The organism is Paracoccus sp. J55 (assembly GCF_000513975.1).
Taxonomy (GTDB): Bacteria; Pseudomonadota; Alphaproteobacteria; order Rhodobacterales; family Rhodobacteraceae; genus Paracoccus.
Map to the genome: position 1 here is coordinate 1 of NZ_AZVA01000001.1, position 16,253 is coordinate 16,253.

The following is a 16,253-nucleotide window of genomic DNA, read 5'->3' on the forward strand; positions in this document are numbered from 1 at the left end:
GGATCAAGCTTTGGCCGCCTGACCTCGGCCGTCCGTCGGTAGCCCGGTGGCACCGAGAAGGTCATCATCTTCGCAACCGTGTCACGCGAGATGTTGAACACCCGCGCCGCTTCCCGCTGGCTCATGCCTTCCGCGCAAGCCTGGCGAACTCTCAGATATAGGTCCACGCTGTAAATCCTCACGCCCTCCCTGCCGCCGCAGAAAGGGAATAGGTGGACGACTTTTACGCCGCCCGCAGCAGCACCAAGCCACCGCTACCGTGGACGAATTTCTCACCGCCGTTCTCACCCTTTCCTCGAACTCGTCAATGTCAGGTATCAGAGGCATGGCAGCCCCACCTTCTCGACGATCTCGCGCTTCTGCTCATTGCTGATCCCGGCGGAGTAGATGCCGTAAGTCATCCTGTTCTCCGACCGTGCCGACTGGTGCCCGACGATGGATGCCGTGAAATGCTCCGGCACCCCTGCCCGCTCGCACTGCGTCACGAACCATTTCCGGGTGGAATGGAACACGACACCGGGCCGGTCCAGCGCCAGAGCTTTCCGCATGGTGGCGAACCGCTTGGTCACGACCGAAACCGTCAGATCAGGAAACAGCCGCCCCTGCCTCGGCAGCCTTTCCAGAACCGGAGTCAGGGCTGAATGCAGCGGGACAAAGCGTTCGGCAGCATCGGTTTTCAGGGTCCTCACCGCATTGGGCCTGACCCAGACGAAGCAGCCCAGATTGCCCTTCCAGACCAAATCCTCCCTGACCAGCCCAACAGCTTCACCGGCTCGCATCCCGGTCAACAGGCAGAACAGCAGGACGTCACCGATCCGGGAATCGTCTAAGCCCACCAGCTTCCCGACCTCGGCGTCCGTCAGTGCCGCGTAGCTGCGGTTTTTGCCCTTGGCCTCCACCCGCACGGTCTTGAAGGGATTCGCCACCAACTCGCCTTCGTACACCGCCCAGTCGAGAAAATGCGCGACCTGACTAACCGTCCGCCGCTGCGTCCGGGCAGAAATACGATCGCCACGACTGGCCTGAATGAGTTGGTCCAGCCCATAGCCACGGGTTCGCCACGACTTCCCGGCATGACAGCCGAGCAGCGCCACCTTCCGCACGAAGGCCACGGCATCGTCGCGTGTGACGGCCCCGATCTGCCTCGTCCCATAGGCCGACACGAACAGCCCGACCGAGAATCTGACTGACTTGAACCCGCCATGCCGAAGTTGCCGCGACCGTTGATTGAGATAAGTCTGGGCAAGTTCCTTGACTGTCCTGCGCCCTACCAGCACCACGGGCGAGAACACTGGCGGCGCCACCATCACGGGCACCGGCTTCTCCACCACCTGCCCCGCCCTCGCCTTCGCCAACACCTCCTCATACTTGGCATTGACCTCGGCGGCCCGTGCCTTGCGATGCGGGCATCCCCGGTCTTCAGCGACTGCTTCATGGCCTGCCCCAGAACAGGCTGGAGTTCCTTGGGGTAGTTCCTGCGATACAGCCAAGTCTGTTGCTTGAGATATGCGTATTTGATCCGCACAGACATGCGACCTCCATCTGGGGCATCCGCCCCATTCCTCTAGTGTTTCTGATTTTTCCGATTGGTTGCTTTGGCTTAGAGGGACTGCTGAGTTCCCAGCCGAGCCTCGTCGTTCTCAATGACCCTGCGAATCATCGAGACGTCTGGTTCTCTGTATTCCCCACCAGCGGACCAGTGAGGGCAATTCCTGTCACATGGTCTTCCAGCACCCGCTCGATCTGGAACAGGTGTTCCGGCACGTCATCGAGGGCGGCAATGACCACCACGTCACCGGGTTGCATCGTACCAGCCTGCCTTGAGCGCCTCGGTGTAGATTGCCATGGCGAGTTCACGACTGATCCGAGACGATACCCAAGAGATCAGCATAAGGGTCAACCAGCGTCTGACCGTGCGGAAGGCACGCTTGACAAGCTGCTGAAATGTAGTTCTGTTCATTAGATAAGCTCCTGTTTCTGCTTTCTATTTCAGATACAGGAAGTTTCTCAGTTCACCCCCTGACAGGCAGCAGGATCGTCGTGCACGGGCATCCCTGGAGGGGCAGACCGCACGTGATCCGGCCAGGGGAACTTAGCCGAAACTCCAACTGCAGACGATCCGGTGACCAAGCGGCAGAGCATCGGCCTGCGCTGTCATGCGCCTACCGTCTCCGTCGGGCCGCCCCACATGAGCGCCTTGCCCTTCCCGTTCGACTTGGCGTGATACAGCGCCGAATCCGCCATGTCGAACAGCAGATCGGGCCGGGGCTGGGACAGCAGGTCGGAAACCGCCACGCCGATGCTGGCAGAGACCCGGGCCGAGGACGGATGAAAGCGCATCGCCTCGATCCTTTCGATGATCCGCCGGCAGACCCGCAATATGTCCGCGCGCGCGCGATGCGAAAAGATCAGCAGCAGGAACTCGTCCCCGCCGACGCGGCAAACCTTGTCGCTGGCCCGGACCTCGGAGGACAGGACCGCCGCGACCTCGGTCAGCACACGGTCGCCCGCGGCATGGCCGAGACGATCGTTCACCTCCTTGAAATGGTCGAGATCCAGATGCACGAGCGCGAAGGGGTTGTCCTCGCGCTGCTCGAAGGCCCTCGCGAATTCGGCCTCGAACCCGCGCCGGTTCAAAAGGCCGGTCAGGGGGTCGGTAATCGACAGGATCTGCGCATTCTCCCGCGCCCGTTCCAGGCGGGCATTGACCCGGGACAATTCGGACAGCGCGGCGCGGTTGGCCTCATGCAGGAACAGGAATTCGATGGCCAGATCCGAGGGCGGGAAATCGGAATCCGTCAGCCCGAACTCGCGGACGGCCAGGGACAGCGCGATGCCGAATCCCAGGTTCAGGACGATCAGGTCGCACGACAGCGCGACCCCCTGGCCGCGCAGCGAAATGCCCTGATGGCGCTTCATCTGCAGAAACACCCGCTCTCCCGAGCCCAGCCGGGCGAATGCCCGATCAAAGCCGATGCTCTGGCCGATCTGGTCGGTGCAGGCGAAGACCTCGTCCAGCCTCGCGGCATTGCCCACCACCTTCTCCAGGGTCTTGCCCCGGGACAGGATGCGGCCGCGCCGGTCTATGGCCAGATGCATCGGCATGAGGGCCGCCACCTGCCGAAGAATATCGAGCCGGACCTCGATCAAGGCGCCACCTGCGGATGGGAAAGCGCGAAGCGGCGTTTCCCGGAATAGTCGGACAGGGCGACGTCGATGTCTATGCAGTCGCGCATCACGGAAATGATCGCCAGCGCGCCATAGTCATCCGCCATGCCGCGCAGCATGCCTGCGACCACGCGCAGCAGGCCAGGCTGATGCGCGCTTGCCGCGATGTGATAGCGCCCGGCCGTCGGCGAGGTGACCGCCAGGGCCGGGATCTGGAAATCCGGGATCACCAGCCTGATGCGACCGGGCAGTTCCCGCAGGGATTCGACGAATTCCTCGAAGGTCGAACCGCTGAAGCGGAGCAACCTGCGGATATCCTCCTGCCGGGTCAGCCAGGCCCCGATATCCTCGAGAAATTCGCCCACGGATTTTTCCAGCAATCGGGCCGAGGCGATCACGATCGAATAGGTGACCTTGTCGGGGCCGGTGCTCCAGGTCAGGAAGCCCTCCGGATCGACGCCGACCTCGCACGTGACCTTTTCCCAAAGGCCCGGACCGTAAGTGCCCCGCATGAACAATTCGATGCAACGATTGACGAGACCATGCATTTCTTCAGATCCGGTTGAAAATCCGCCATTGCGGCATGTCAGTGCCAAAGCCGTCCGCGCCCCGTTCCATCGGCCGAGACAAGCGCAAGCCCATCGGCGCCGAGAAATATCGCCGAGGCGCCGTGCCGCCGCAGATAGGCGGTGTCGAGAACCAGGCATGGCGGGGAACCGGCGCCTGTCGCGAGATTGCCGTCCGCCACCAGAATGCCGCCCGGAGGGCAATGGGTTTCGGCATCGCCCCGCGCAGCCTTGCCGGTCAGATGCCGGATCGGCACCCGCCCGTCGGGTCGCCCGAGCTCTGCCCAGCGGTCCGAGGCCGTGCCTTGCCAGAGCGGCCGCGCCGCCGCGGCGGCCTGGTCTGCGGCATCGCCATCGGCTTCGAGCCAGTTGGCAACCGCGAAGCTGCCCCCTCGCGGTTTCGAGGGCGCCCTGCCCGCCGGCGTCATCACCGCCACTGCGTCGCCCTCGGCCGAGATCAGGATGTCGGGCCGCTTCGCGCCCAGCCAGAGCAAAGCCGAGGCGACCAGCAGCACGCCGCCCGTTGCGCGCCGCAGCAGCAGGAACGCGCGCCGCCCGCCGCCGCCGACCGGCCCCAGCAGGATCATCGCTGCCCCGGCCGCCATCAGCGGCAGGACGAGCCGCGGCGCGGCCGGGACCAATGTGACCGAGCCCTCCAGCTCCGATATCCATTGCGCGACCGCCAGCATCCAGCGGGTGCCCAGCCCCATCAGCCACAGCGCCGGCTGTGCCAGGCCCAGCGGCGCCAGCAACGCGGCGAAGACGCCGCCGGGCATCACCAGCACCCCGACCACCGGCACGACCATCATGTTGGCCAGCAGGCCGTACTGCGTCATGCGGCCGAAATGCGCGGCCGCGATGGGCGCGGTCGCCATGCCGGCCACGAAGGAGGAGACGAAGAGCATCAGCGCCGGCCGTGTCCACCAGGGCAGCCGCGTGGAAAGCCGCATCCAGGGCTCCTGCATCAGGATCAGCGCCACCGTGGCGGCAAAGCTCATCTGGAAGCCGGGCTCGGTCAGCGCCTCGGGGGTCAGCACCAGCACGATGCCTGCGGCGACGGCGACGGTGCGCAGCGACACCGCGCGGCGGTCGGCGATGATCGCCAGCAGCATCACCGCCACCATGATGAAGGACCGCTCGGTCGCCACCCCGCCGCCCGAAAGCCAGAGATAGAGCGCCGAGGCGCCAAGCGCCCCCGCCGCTGCGAGCTTGTGCGCCGGCAGGGCGCGGGGGCCGCCGACCCCCTGCATCGCCACGCCCGAGAGCCGCAGCGCGGCATAGACGAATCCGGCCAGCATGCTCATGTGCAGGCCCGAGATCGACACGATGTGATAAAGATTCGAATCGCGCATGATCTGGTTGGTCCGCTCGGCGATGCCCGAGCGGTCGCCGGTCATCAGCGCCGCCGCGACCGCGCCGGCCTGGCCGCCGATCCGCTCGCGCATGGCCTCGGAAAGCGACATGCGGATGCGATGCAGCGCCAGGGTGCCACCCTCGGCGGGCCGCTCGACGGTCAGGACCGGCGTGCGGGCATAGCCCACCGCCCCCAGCCGCGCGAACCAGGCCAGGCGACGGAAATCGAACCCGCCCGGCTCGGATGGGCCGGAGGGCGGCCCGAGATGCGCGGTCAGCATCACGCGCTGGCCGGGAACCGGCAGGTCCCCCGGCTCAAGCAGCGAGATCCGCACCCGCGCCGGCGTCCGCCCGGGCGGCACCCGCTGCAGCTGCACCTGATCGAGCAGCAGGCGCATCCGGTCGCGCGCCGAGCGGTCGATGCCGATCACCCGCCCCTCGACCGGGCCGTAATAGCGGAATTCCAGCACCGGGGCGGCGACCATATGCGCCCGCAGCCCGGCAAGCCCGGCCCCGACGGCGACCACCAGCAGCGCCAGGGCCGCAAGCCGCAGCCGGTCGGTCCAGATCCAGCCGAGCCGTCCGGCATCGGCCAGCCGCATCGCCAAGGCCGGCAGCAGCAGGCACAGCCCGCCGACCAGCACCAGCGCCGAATAGAATCCGGCGCCGGGCTCGTCCGGCAGCAGGAACCAGCCGCCGATGCCCAGCGAAAGCCAGACGGGCATCCAGGGCAGAAGCCCGGCCCGGATGGTGACCGAAGGCCGGCGCGCCGCCGCCGCCCGCCGCCCGCCGCGAGCAGGCGATGCCGGCCGCCGTATCAGCGAGGCGTTCATCGATTCCGTCACCGAAACTTGTCCTTGTCGTGCCACTTGCGTATCTCTGGCGCCAAGATTGGCATGCCGTCCCTTTCGAAACGGTTAACGGCACAGCCAATGCCCCTGTTTTCTGGACTGACCGGACCCCCGATGACTGATTCCCGCCCCGTCGTGACCCGTTTCGCCCCCTCGCCCACCGGCTACCTGCATATCGGCGGGGCGCGGACGGCGCTGTTCAACTGGCTTTATGCCCGCGGCCGGGACGGAAAGTTCCTGCTGCGCATCGAGGATACCGACCGCGCCCGCTCGACCCCCGAGGCGACCGAGGCGATTCTGCAGGGCCTGCGCTGGCTCGGCCTCGACTGGGACGGCGAGCCGGTCAGCCAGTTCGCCGGGCGCGAGCGCCACGCCGAGGTCGCCCGGGCCATGCTGGAGAACGGCACGGCCTACAAATGCTTCTCGACCGCCGAGGAGATCGAGGCGTTTCGCGAACGGGCCAAGGCCGAGGGCCGCTCGACCCTGTTCCTGTCGCCCTGGCGCGACGCCGATCCGGCAAGCCTTCCCGATGCGCCCTATGCGATCCGGCTGAAGGCGCCGCGCGATGGCGAGACGGTGGTGCATGACGCGGTGCAGGGCGACGTGACCTTCGGCAATGCGCAGCTCGACGACATGGTGCTGCTGCGCTCGGACGGGACGCCGACCTACATGCTGGCGGTGGTGGTGGACGATCACGACATGGGCGTGACCCATGTGATCCGCGGCGACGACCACCTGACCAATGCCGCGCGGCAGACCCAGATCTATCAGGCGATGGGCTGGGAGATCCCGGTCTTTGCCCATATCCCGCTGATCCACGGCACCGACGGCAAGAAGCTGTCCAAGCGCCACGGCGCCGTGGGCCTGCACGAATATGCGGCGATGGGCTATCCGGCGGCGGCCATGCGCAACTATCTCGCGCGGCTGGGCTGGAGCCATGGCGACGACGAGCTCTTCGACGACGCACAGGCCCGGGCCTGGTTCGACCTCGACGGCATCGGGAAGGCCCCCGCCCGGCTGGACTTCAAGAAGCTGGAACATGTCAGCGGCTGGCATATCGCGCGGATGAGCGATGCCGAGCTGCTGGACGAAATCGCCGCCTTCCGCGTCGCAACCGGCGCCGAACCGCTGAACGACCGGCAGATCTCCTGGCTGCGCCCGGCGCTTGGGGCGCTGAAGGCCAAGGCGAAAACCCTGCCCGCGCTGCTGGATCAGGCGCATTTCGCGCTGATCGGCCGCCCGGTCCAGGTCGAGGAGAAGGCGGCAGCCGCGCTGGATATTGTATCCCGTCGTATACTGAACGAATTGACTGCCGCGGTGCAGAATGCTAGCTGGGAGCGCGACGAACTCGAGGCGGCGGCCAAGCGGATTGGCGAGTCGCACGGGCTGGGGCTGGGCAAGGTGGCGGCGCCGCTTCGTGCGGCCCTCGCGGGGCGCAGTTCGACCCCCAGCGTGTTCGATATGATGTTGGCGCTTGGCCGCGATGAAACGCTGGCCCGGCTGCAGGATCAGGCGGGCTGAGACCCGCGCCCATCACCCGGCCCGAGGGCCGGAGACAGGTGAAAGGAACTGGGAATGGCAGAACAGAAAGCCGCAAGACTGCATCTCGCGGGCAAGGACTACGAACTCGCGGTCCTGTCCCCGACTGCGGGACCGGATGTCCTCGACATCCGCAAGCTCTACAGCGAGGCGGACGTCTTCACCTACGACCCCGGCTTCACCTCGACCGCATCCTGCGATTCGACGATCACTTATATCGACGGCGACAAGGGCGAGCTGTGGTATCGCGGCTACCCGATCGAGCAGCTGGCCGACCAGTCCCATTACCTGGAAGTCTGCTATCTGCTGCTCTACGGCGAACTGCCCACCCAGGACCAGCTGGTGGATTTCGAGACCCGCGTCACGCGCCACACCATGGTGCATGAGCAGATGCACAACTTCTTCCGCGGCTTCCGCCGCGACAGCCACCCGATGGCGACCATGGTCGGCGTCGTCGGCGCCATGTCGGCCTTCTATCACGACTCGATCGACATCAACGACCCGGTGCAGCGCGAGATCGCCTCGATCCGGCTGATCGCCAAGGTGCCGACCATCGCCGCCATGGCCTACAAGTATTCGCTGGGCCAGCCCTTCGTCTATCCGCGGAACGAGCTGGATTATGCCAGCAACTTCCTGCACATGTGCTTCTCGGTCCCGGCCGAGCCCTATCATGTCGATCCGGCGCTGTCTCGCGCCATGGACCGCATCTTCACGCTGCACGCCGATCACGAGCAGAACGCCTCGACCTCGACCGTGCGGCTGGCCGGTTCCTCGGGCGCGAACCCGTTCGCCTGCATCGCCGCCGGCATCGCCTGCCTCTGGGGGCCGGCGCATGGCGGCGCCAACCAGGCCTGCCTGGAGATGCTGCGCGAGATCGGCTCGGTCGAGCGCATCCCGGAATTCATCGCCCGCGCCAAGGACAAGAACGATCCGTTCCGGCTGATGGGCTTCGGCCATCGGGTCTATAAGAACTTCGACCCGCGCGCCAAGGTGATGAAGGAATCGGCCGACGAGGTGCTGGACCTGCTGGGCGTCCAGAACAACCCGACGCTGCAGGTCGCCAAGGAGCTGGAGCGGATCGCGCTGGAAGACGAGTATTTCGTCTCGAAGAAGCTCTATCCGAACGTGGATTTCTACTCGGGCATCATCCTGGAAGCCATGGGCTTCCCGACCTCGATGTTCACGCCGATCTTTGCGCTGTCGCGCACCGTCGGCTGGATCTCGCAGTGGAAGGAGATGATCGCCGATCCGCAGAACAAGATCGGCCGGCCGCGCCAGCTCTACGTCGGCTCGCCGCGGCGGGACTACAAGCCGCTGGACGCCCGCTGAGCGAGCGGGAACAGGATCAGGACCGGCCCCGGAACAGTTCCGGGGCCGTTCTGCTGCGCCCGCATCACGTGCTTTGCGCGATCGGCTGGCGGGGCAGCGGCTATTCGCCGGAATTCACCGAGAACATGAACGCCATCGTGCTGGGGCGGCTGCGGGCTGATCCGCAGACGCCGGTGGTCTTCACCGTCATGGCCGATGCGATCTGCCGTCCCTGCCCGTCGCGGCGCGGCATGGGCTGCGCCGCGGACGACCGGATCGGCCGGCTCGACAGGCGCCATGCCGCCGCGCTCGGCATCCGTTCGGGCCAGCGCATGACCTGGGCCGAGGCGCAGGCCCGCGCCACCGCGCGGTTGCGGCCCGGGGATCTCGGCCGGATCTGCTCGGGCTGCCAATGGCTCGATCTGGGCATGTGCCAGTCGGCGCTGGCGGATCTGCAGCGGGCCGAGGCCGGCCGGGGAATTTTCCCGCCGGATCAGCCTGCTGCCCGGGACGGGCACGATGACGCACCCGCCGCGAAGGCCGCGCTTCGGGGCTTGCGCGACCGCTGCGCGGATGCGAAATCGGCGCCATGACCGAGCATGACAAAATCGCGCTGATCACCGGCGCCTCGCGCGGCCTTGGCGCCGCTTTGGCCGAAACCCTTGCCGGCCGGGGCTGGCACATCCTGGCCGTCGCCCGCACCACCGGCGCGCTGGAGGAACTGGACGACCGCATCCGCAAGGCCGGCGGCGCGGCGACGCTGGCGCCGATGGATGTCGGCCAGCCCGAGGCCATGGTGCAGATGGTGCAGGCCGTCATGGGCCGCTGGGGCGGGCTGGACCTTTGGGCGCATTGCGCGATCCATGCCGCCCCGCTGTCGCCGGCCGGGCATATCGACGGCAAGGATTTCCAGAAATCGGTCGATCTGAACCTCGTCGCCACGCGCGGGCTGATCGGGCTGATCGAGCCGCTGCTGCGCGCCCGCATGGGCACGGCGCTGTTCTTCGACGACAGGCGGGCGGGGCAGAAGTTCTTCGGCAGCTACGGCGCCACCAAGGCCGGGCAGATCGCGCTGGCCCGCAGCTGGCAGGCCGAGAACGAGACGCTCGGTCCCCGCGTGGTCATCGCCGAGCCTGCGCCGATGCCGACCGCGCTGCGCGCCCGCTTCTTCCCCGGCGAGGACCGCGCCCGCCTGACCCCCTGTCAGGTCGAGGCCGAGCGCATCCTGGCCGAGATCCTCTAGCGCGCCAGCGCGAAAAGCGCATCGATGTCCAGATGCGCTTCCAGATGCACGGCCAGCCGGTCCAGAACATCCTCGACGCCGGCGCCGTAATCCAGCGCCGAGGCGGCGCCGAACCCGGCCAGCCAGGCGGCGCGGAAGGCATCGCCGGAAAACAGCCCGTGCAGATAGGTGCCGGCGACGCGGCCGTCGGGGCTGGTGGCGCCGTCCGGCGCGGGGATATGGGCGAAGGGGCGGGCGCAATCAGGCCCCTCGGTGCGGCCCATATGGATCTCGTAGCCCTCGACCGGCTGGCCGAAGGCCGTGCCTGCGATCCGCGTCAGCCGCTTCTCGGACGCCATGCGGGTCTCGACCTCCAGCAGGCCCAGGCCGGGGGTGCTGCCGGGGTCGCCGTCATGGCCGCCGGGGTCGTGGACCCAGCGCCCCAGCATCTGATAGCCGCCGCAGATGCCCAAAACCCGGCCGCCGCGCCGCAGATGCGCGAAAAGATCGATGTCCCAGCCCTGCGCGCGCAGGAAGGCCAGGTCGCCGCGCGTCGATTTCGTGCCCGGCAGGATCACCAGATCGGCATCCCCCGGCAGGGCCCGACCGGGCGGCACCATGGTCAGCCGCACGCCCGGCTCGGCCGCGAGCGGGTCGAGATCGTCGAAATTGGCGATGCGCGACAGCATCGGGCAGGCGATATGCAGCCCGCCCATGCCCGAGATGCGGCGCAGGTCGACCGCATCCTCGGCCGGCAGAAGCGCGGCATCGGGGAACCAGGGCACAAGGCCGAGGTCCGGCCAGCCGGTGCGCTCGGCGATGAAGGCGCGGCCGGCATCGAAGAGGGACGGATCGCCGCGGAAGCGGTTGATCAGGAAGCCGCGGATCATCGCGGCATCCTCCGGGTCGATCACGGCCTGCGTGCCAACGACCTGCGCGATCACGCCGCCGCGATCGATGTCGCCGGCCAGCACCACCGGCACGCCGGCGGCACGGGCAAAACCCATGTTGGCGATGTCGCGGGCACGCAGGTTGACCTCGGCCGGGCTGCCCGCGCCCTCGACCAGCACCAGATCATGCGCGGCGCGCAGCCGGGCGAAACTGTCCAGCACCGCGCCCATCAGCTGCGCCTTCAGCGCGCCGTAATCCGCCGCCGCCGCCCGCGTCACGGCACGGCCCTGCACCACCACCTGCGCGGCCCGGTCGGTCTCGGGCTTCAGCAGCACCGGGTTCATGTGGACCGAGGGCGCCAGCCCCGCCGCCCGCGCCTGAAGGGCCTGCGCCCGGCCGATCTCGCCCCCGTCCGGGGTCACGGCGGCATTGTTCGACATGTTCTGCGGCTTGAAGGGCGCCACGGCGATTCCGCGCCGCCTTGCCGCCCGGCACAATCCCGCCACCAGCAGGGATTTTCCTACATTCGACCCGGTGCCCTGGATCATCAGCGCGCCCATGCCCGCCCCCGCTTGCCAATCCGTGCCTTGGTGACTAGATAGGCGCGTCGCTGAATGAAAGGCCCCGTGGTGGAAAACGTCGTTCTTACCGTGCATCTGATCCTCGCCGTGCTTCTGATCGGGGTGGTGCTGCTGCAGCGGTCCGAAGGTGGCGGCCTTGGCATGGGCAGCGGCGGAGGCAGCGGCGTGATGACCGGCCGCCAGGCAGCGAACGCGCTGTCGCGCCTGACCTGGATCTTTGCCATCGGCTTCATCATCACCTCGATGACGCTGACCCTGATCGCCGCGCAGAACGCCTCCAGCGGCTCGATCGTGGACCAGCTGAACCTCGGCGGCTCGCAGCCCGCGCCGGCGACCAGCCTGCCCGGCATCGGCGACTATGCCCCGCCGCCCGGCGCGGGCCAGCCCGTGGTTCCGGGCGCCGGCCAGCCGGTGACGCCGCCCACGCCCGCGACCGAGACCCCGGCCCAGACGCCCGCCGCGCCCGCCGAGGGCGAGGGCAGCGCGCCCGCGACCGCCCCGGTGACGCCGCCGGCGGCAGAGGCTCCGGCCGAGACGCCGACCCCGGACGCGCCAGCGGATGCGCCGGCCCCGGCCAATAACTGACACCACAACTTGGGGGCGCGACAGGCGCCCCTTACAACAACTTGCGGTCCGTTGCGGCCACGGGACAAATCGGATATGACTCGAGTCCCGTGATGCCGCCCAGATTCGGGCCGCGATCTTCTATTGGATTTCTCACGGGGGCCTCGATGGCGCGTTACATCTTCATCACCGGCGGTGTGGTTTCTTCGCTCGGCAAGGGGCTGGCATCGGCGGCGCTGGGGGCGCTGTTGCAGGCGCGCGGCTTCACCGTCCGGCTGCGTAAGCTCGACCCCTATCTGAACGTCGATCCCGGCACGATGAGCCCCTTCGAGCATGGCGAGGTCTTCGTCACCGACGACGGCGCCGAGACAGACCTGGACCTGGGCCATTACGAACGCTTCACCGGGGTCTCGGCGCGCAAGACCGACTCGGTCTCCTCCGGCCGCATCTATTCCAACGTGCTGGAGAAGGAGCGCCGCGGCGCCTATCTGGGCAAGACCATCCAGGTCATCCCGCACGTCACCAACGAGATCAAGGACTTCCTCGCCATCGGCGAGGACGAGGTCGATTTCATGCTCTGCGAGATCGGCGGCACGGTCGGCGACATCGAGGGCCTGCCCTTCTTCGAGGCGATCCGGCAATTCGCGCAGGACCGCCCGCGCGGGCGCTGCATCTTCATGCACCTGACGCTGCTGCCCTGGCTGGCCGCCAGCGGCGAGCTGAAGACCAAGCCGACCCAGCATTCGGTCAAGGAGCTGCGCTCGATCGGCATCGCCCCGGACGTGCTGGTCTGCCGCAGCGAGCAGCCGATCCCGGAAAAGGAACGCGCCAAGATCGCGCTGTTCTGCAACGTCCGCCCCGATGCGGTGATCCCGGCCTATGACCTGAAGTCGATCTACGAGGCGCCGCTGGCCTATCACCGCGCCGGCCTCGACCAGGCGGTGCTGGACGCCTTCCAGATCAGTCCCGCCCCGCGCCCCGACCTGAGCCGCTGGGAAGACGTGATGGACCGGCTGGAGAATGCCGAGGGCCAGGTCCGCATCGCTGTGGTCGGCAAATATACCCAGCTGGAAGATGCCTACAAATCCATCGCCGAGGCGCTGACCCATGGCGGCATGGCCAATCGCGTCCGGGTCAAGGCCGATTGGGTGGACAGCGAGAAGCTGGAGGGCGAGGGCGCGCATCTGTTGGACGGCTATCACGGCATCATCGTGCCCGGCGGCTTCGGCGAGCGCGGCACCGAAGGAATGATCGCCGCGGCCCGCTACGCGCGCGAGAAGAAGGTGCCCTATCTCGGCATCTGCCTGGGCATGCAGATGGCGGTGATCGAGGCGGCGCGGAACCTCGCCGACATGCCCGACGCGGGCTCCGAGGAATTCGACCACGAGGCCGGAAAGACCCGCTTCACGCCGGTCGTCTATCACCTCAAGGAATGGGTGCAGGGCAATTACACCGTGCAGCGCAAGCTGACCGACGACAAGGGCGGCACCATGCGGCTGGGCGCCTATACCGCCGTGCTGCAACCGGGCTCGAAGATCTCGGAGGTCTATGACGGCGCGCTGGAGATCGAGGACCGCCACCGCCACCGCTACGAGGTGGATGCGAAATACCGCGAGCAGCTCGAGGCGGCGGGCCTCAGCTTCTCGGGCATGTCGCCGGACGGGCGGCTGCCCGAGGTGGTGGAATACCGCGACCATCCCTGGTTCATCGGCGTGCAGTCGCATCCCGAGCTGAAGTCGAAGCCCTTCGAGCCCGCGCCGCTGTTCGCCGGCTTCGTCCGCGCGGCGATGGAGAACGAGCGGCTGGTCTGAGCCGCCGCGCCGCGCCATAATGCCGTGACCCAGACGAACGGTCCCGACATGCGCCTTGCCCTGCCGATCCTGATGCTTTGCGGCGCCCCCGCGCTTGCGGATGCGCCGCTGTTCCTGCTCGACCAGACGCGCCTGCCCTTCGACCTTGGCCCCGGCGCGCCGCAGAACCAGCCCGCGCGGCAATCGAACTCGCCGCATGCGGCGGCGAATTCTGCGGCCAGCTCGGCCAACAGCGGATCGAGCTATGCCAATTCGCCGCGCAACCCGGCCAATGAGAAGCGGGTGATCTTCACCTCGGACGGCACGGTGGTGGGCTATTACGCGCCGAACGGCGCGGGCACGCTGAACCTGTTCACCGTGACCGGCAAGCGCGTCGCCTACCGGCCCAGGGGCAGCAAGAGCCTGTTTTCCAGCGACGGGCGCTGGTGCGGCACGGTGGCGGATGCCAGCGGCGGCGGCTTCGCCTTCGGCATCATCCGCGACTGCGCCGGGCTGTTCTAGCCGGGCCGCGCGGCCATGACACCGGATTGTCACATTGCAAGGCTAGATCGCGGGCAAGCGCAGCAGGAGATCCCCATGCAGGACCAGACACCCAAGGATTGGCTCGAAGCCGAGCTTCAGGACACGCTCGACGAGGATTTCGAGATCGAGATGGAGGACGCCGTCCTGTCGCAGGAGATCGCGCGCATCTATCGCCAGACCCATCCCGACCAGATGCCGCGCGCCGATTATTTCCGCGAGCTGCTGCGGCTTCAGGCCGAGATGATCAAGCTTCAGGACTGGGTGGTGCATCACAAGGAAAAGGTCGTGGTCATCTTCGAGGGCCGCGACAGCGCCGGCAAGGGCGGCGCGATCAAGCGCATCACCCAGCGGCTGAACCCGCGCGTCGCCCGCGTGGTGGCGCTGCCCGCGCCCTCGGACCGCGAAAAGACACAATGGTATTTCCAGCGCTACGTGCCGCACCTGCCGGCGGGGGGCGAGATCGTGCTGTTCGACCGCAGCTGGTACAACCGCGCCGGGGTCGAGCGGGTGATGGGCTTCGCGACCGAGGACCAGGTGCAGCAATTCTTCGACGACGTGCCGGAATTCGAGCGCATGCTGGTGCGTTCCGGCATCCGGCTGGTGAAATACTGGTTCTCGATCACCGACGAGGAACAGCAGATGCGCTTCCTGATGCGCATCCACGACCCGCTGAAGCAGTGGAAGCTGTCGCCGATGGACCTGCAATCCCGCGTCCGCTGGGAGGATTACACCAAGGCCAAGGAAGAGATGTTCGAGCGCACCAACATCCCCGAGGCCCCTTGGTATATCGTGCCCGGCAACGACAAGAAGCGGGCGCGGCTGAACTGCATGGCGCATCTGCTGACCATGGTCCCCTATGAGCCGGTGCCGCATGAGGAGATCACCCTGCCCGACCGGGTCTTCAACCCGGATTACGAGCGCGAGGTGCTGCCGCCCGAGCTATACGTGCCGCAACGTTACTAGGGCGGGATCGGGCTTGCGGCTGCGCCCTTGCGCGGCATGATCGGCGCGCAACAGCCCCAAGGAGCCAGCCATGCCCAAAGCCTATTGGATCGGCCATGTCACGGTCGACGACCCCGCCGCATACGAGGCCTATCGCCAGGCCAATGCGGCGGCCTTCCAGAAATACGGCGCGCGCTTCCTGGTGCGCGGCGGCGCGCTGGAGGTGGTCGAGGGCCAGATGCGGCCCCGCACCGTGGTGGTCGAATTCGCCGACCTGGAGACCGCCCGCGCCTGCTATCACAGTCCGGAATACCAGGCGGCGCTGGCGCTGCGGCAGCCCTGCTCGGTCGCCGACCTCGCCATCGTCGAGGGCTGGGAACCTGCCTGACAAATTTCGCCCGCCATATTGTTGCGGCGCGAAAATGCCTTAATATCCGGCCATGTTCCGCAATCTTCTAAGCCGCCTTTTCATCGACGCCCCCGAATCCTCGCACCTGCACGGGCAGGATGCCGAGGTCGCCGTCGCATCCCTGCTGGTCCGCCTGGCCCGCGCCGACGATCACTACGGCAAGGCCGAGCAGCAGCGCATCGACCAGGTGCTGGCCCGGCGCCGGGGCCTTGGCGCCGCCGAGGCGGCCGAACGGCGCGCGGCGGCCGAGATGATCGAGGCCGAGGCCCCCGATACCGTGCGTTTCACCCGCATCATCAAGGAACGGGTGGACCTGCTGGACCGGCAGGAGATCATCGCCGCCATGTGGGAGGTCGCCTATGCCGACGGAAACCGCAACGCCGACGAGGAATCGCTCGTGCGGCTGGTCGCGGGGCTTCTGGGCGTGAACGACCGCGATTCGGCGCTGGCCCGGCAAAGGGCGCTGGTGGGGCTGGGCCTGTCCGAGGAATGAGCCCGCATCCCCGCCATCCGCCCGTCGCCGGCC

17 protein-coding genes are annotated in these 16,253 nt (G+C 67.5%); 10 read left to right on the plus strand and 7 right to left on the minus strand.

The window, feature by feature from the left end; all coding sequences use genetic code 11:
• Nucleotides 1–317: 317 nt before the first annotated feature.
• From PARJ55_RS21280 to PARJ55_RS0100030, 6 genes are all read right to left on the minus strand, one after another.
• Nucleotides 318–1,307, minus strand: coding sequence for a tyrosine-type recombinase/integrase (locus PARJ55_RS21280; protein WP_371257416.1), 990 nt, complete (start codon nt 1,305–1,307; stop codon nt 318–320).
• Nucleotides 1,307–1,531, minus strand: a complete 225-nt coding sequence (locus tag PARJ55_RS24845; protein ID WP_371257413.1) for a DUF6538 domain-containing protein — start codon at nt 1,529–1,531, stop codon at nt 1,307–1,309. The genes PARJ55_RS21280 and PARJ55_RS24845 overlap by 1 nt, the downstream gene beginning before the upstream one ends.
• Nucleotides 1,532–1,656: 125 nt before the next feature.
• Complete coding sequence (locus tag PARJ55_RS21285) at nt 1,657–1,806, minus strand: hypothetical protein (RefSeq protein WP_232215637.1); 150 nt, start codon at nt 1,804–1,806, stop codon at nt 1,657–1,659.
• Nucleotides 1,807–2,154: 348 nt separating this feature from the next.
• On the minus strand, nt 2,155–3,105 hold the full coding sequence (locus tag PARJ55_RS0100020; RefSeq protein WP_051416121.1) for a GGDEF domain-containing protein: 951 nt from the start codon (nt 3,103–3,105) through the stop codon (nt 2,155–2,157).
• A 41-nt stretch (nt 3,106–3,146) separates the two neighbouring features.
• The gene (locus tag PARJ55_RS0100025; RefSeq protein WP_028711102.1) at nt 3,147–3,716 is read right to left on the minus strand and encodes a heme NO-binding domain-containing protein; all 570 of its coding nucleotides are present in this window, start codon (nt 3,714–3,716) and stop codon (nt 3,147–3,149) included.
• A gap of 38 nt (nt 3,717–3,754) precedes the next feature.
• A complete protein-coding gene (locus tag PARJ55_RS0100030) occupies nt 3,755–5,932 on the minus strand; it encodes a ComEC/Rec2 family competence protein (RefSeq protein WP_371257414.1) in 2,178 nt (725 codons plus the stop codon).
• 120 nt (nt 5,933–6,052) lie between these two features.
• On the opposite strand from PARJ55_RS0100030, the gene gltX reads away from it, so the two are divergent.
• The 4 genes from gltX (at nt 6,053) to PARJ55_RS0100050 (ending at nt 10,028) form a co-directional block, all read left to right on the plus strand.
• On the plus strand, nt 6,053–7,459 hold the full coding sequence (gltX, locus tag PARJ55_RS0100035) for a glutamate--tRNA ligase (protein ID WP_028711104.1): 1,407 nt from the start codon (nt 6,053–6,055) through the stop codon (nt 7,457–7,459).
• 54 nt (nt 7,460–7,513) lie between these two features.
• Nucleotides 7,514–8,806 carry a citrate synthase gene (gene gltA, locus PARJ55_RS0100040; protein WP_028711105.1) on the plus strand — a complete coding sequence of 431 codons (1,293 nt, stop codon included), beginning with the start codon at nt 7,514–7,516 and terminating at the stop codon, nt 8,804–8,806.
• A 68-nt stretch (nt 8,807–8,874) separates the two neighbouring features.
• Nucleotides 8,875–9,378, plus strand: coding sequence for a DUF1284 domain-containing protein (locus PARJ55_RS23160; protein WP_084637744.1), 504 nt, complete (start codon nt 8,875–8,877; stop codon nt 9,376–9,378).
• The gene (locus PARJ55_RS0100050; RefSeq protein ID WP_028711106.1) at nt 9,375–10,028 is read left to right on the plus strand and encodes an SDR family oxidoreductase; all 654 of its coding nucleotides are present in this window, start codon (nt 9,375–9,377) and stop codon (nt 10,026–10,028) included. The genes PARJ55_RS23160 and PARJ55_RS0100050 overlap by 4 nt, the downstream gene beginning before the upstream one ends.
• Here PARJ55_RS0100050 and PARJ55_RS0100055 read toward each other — a convergent pair.
• Nucleotides 10,025–11,458, minus strand: coding sequence for a cobyric acid synthase (locus tag PARJ55_RS0100055; RefSeq protein WP_028711107.1), 1,434 nt, complete (start codon nt 11,456–11,458; stop codon nt 10,025–10,027). The two genes, PARJ55_RS0100050 and PARJ55_RS0100055, sit on opposite strands and share 4 nt — an antisense overlap.
• Nucleotides 11,459–11,527: 69 nt before the next feature.
• On the opposite strand from PARJ55_RS0100055, the gene secG reads away from it, so the two are divergent.
• The 6 genes from secG (at nt 11,528) to PARJ55_RS0100085 (ending at nt 16,220) form a co-directional block, all read left to right on the plus strand.
• Nucleotides 11,528–12,064, plus strand: a complete 537-nt coding sequence (gene secG / locus PARJ55_RS0100060) for a preprotein translocase subunit SecG (protein WP_028711108.1) — start codon at nt 11,528–11,530, stop codon at nt 12,062–12,064.
• A 146-nt stretch (nt 12,065–12,210) separates the two neighbouring features.
• Entirely contained in the window at nt 12,211–13,854 is a 1,644-nt protein-coding gene (locus PARJ55_RS0100065; protein WP_028711109.1) for a CTP synthase, read from the plus strand.
• Nucleotides 13,855–13,878: 24 nt separating this feature from the next.
• Nucleotides 13,879–14,355, plus strand: coding sequence for a hypothetical protein (locus tag PARJ55_RS0100070; RefSeq protein WP_232215639.1), 477 nt, complete (start codon nt 13,879–13,881; stop codon nt 14,353–14,355).
• Between the two features lie 75 nt (nt 14,356–14,430).
• Nucleotides 14,431–15,339, plus strand: coding sequence for a polyphosphate kinase 2 (gene ppk2, locus PARJ55_RS0100075; RefSeq protein ID WP_028711111.1), 909 nt, complete (start codon nt 14,431–14,433; stop codon nt 15,337–15,339).
• Between the two features lie 70 nt (nt 15,340–15,409).
• Nucleotides 15,410–15,706: a DUF1330 domain-containing protein gene (locus PARJ55_RS0100080; protein ID WP_028711112.1), complete on the plus strand. Its 297-nt coding sequence runs from the start codon at nt 15,410–15,412 to the stop codon at nt 15,704–15,706.
• Nucleotides 15,707–15,758: 52 nt separating this feature from the next.
• A complete protein-coding gene (locus tag PARJ55_RS0100085; RefSeq protein WP_028711113.1) occupies nt 15,759–16,220 on the plus strand; it encodes a TerB family tellurite resistance protein in 462 nt (153 codons plus the stop codon).
• Nucleotides 16,221–16,253 lie beyond the last annotated feature (33 nt).

What these genes read in the sequence shown, in the direction of transcription:
- PARJ55_RS0100085 (WP_028711113.1), top strand. Translation starts at nt 15,759, where the DNA reads ATGTTCCGCAATCTTCTAAGCCGCCTTTTCATCGACGCCCCCGAATCC.
- PARJ55_RS0100080 (WP_028711112.1), top strand. Translation starts at nt 15,410, where the DNA reads ATGCCCAAAGCCTATTGGATCGGCCATGTCACGGTCGACGACCCCGCC.
- PARJ55_RS21285 (WP_232215637.1), bottom strand. Translation starts at nt 1,806, where the DNA reads ATGCAACCCGGTGACGTGGTGGTCATTGCCGCCCTCGATGACGTGCCG.
- PARJ55_RS21280 (WP_371257416.1), bottom strand. Translation starts at nt 1,307, where the DNA reads ATGGTGGCGCCGCCAGTGTTCTCGCCCGTGGTGCTGGTAGGGCGCAGG.
- PARJ55_RS0100065 (WP_028711109.1), top strand. Translation starts at nt 12,211, where the DNA reads ATGGCGCGTTACATCTTCATCACCGGCGGTGTGGTTTCTTCGCTCGGC.
- gltX (WP_028711104.1), top strand. Translation starts at nt 6,053, where the DNA reads ATGACTGATTCCCGCCCCGTCGTGACCCGTTTCGCCCCCTCGCCCACC.
- PARJ55_RS0100050 (WP_028711106.1), top strand. Translation starts at nt 9,375, where the DNA reads ATGACCGAGCATGACAAAATCGCGCTGATCACCGGCGCCTCGCGCGGC.
- PARJ55_RS0100020 (WP_051416121.1), bottom strand. Translation starts at nt 3,105, where the DNA reads ATGCCGATGCATCTGGCCATAGACCGGCGCGGCCGCATCCTGTCCCGG.
- gltA (WP_028711105.1), top strand. Translation starts at nt 7,514, where the DNA reads ATGGCAGAACAGAAAGCCGCAAGACTGCATCTCGCGGGCAAGGACTAC.
- ppk2 (WP_028711111.1), top strand. Translation starts at nt 14,431, where the DNA reads ATGCAGGACCAGACACCCAAGGATTGGCTCGAAGCCGAGCTTCAGGAC.
- PARJ55_RS0100025 (WP_028711102.1), bottom strand. Translation starts at nt 3,716, where the DNA reads ATGCATGGTCTCGTCAATCGTTGCATCGAATTGTTCATGCGGGGCACT.
- PARJ55_RS24845 (WP_371257413.1), bottom strand. Translation starts at nt 1,531, where the DNA reads ATGTCTGTGCGGATCAAATACGCATATCTCAAGCAACAGACTTGGCTG.
- PARJ55_RS0100055 (WP_028711107.1), bottom strand. Translation starts at nt 11,458, where the DNA reads ATGGGCGCGCTGATGATCCAGGGCACCGGGTCGAATGTAGGAAAATCC.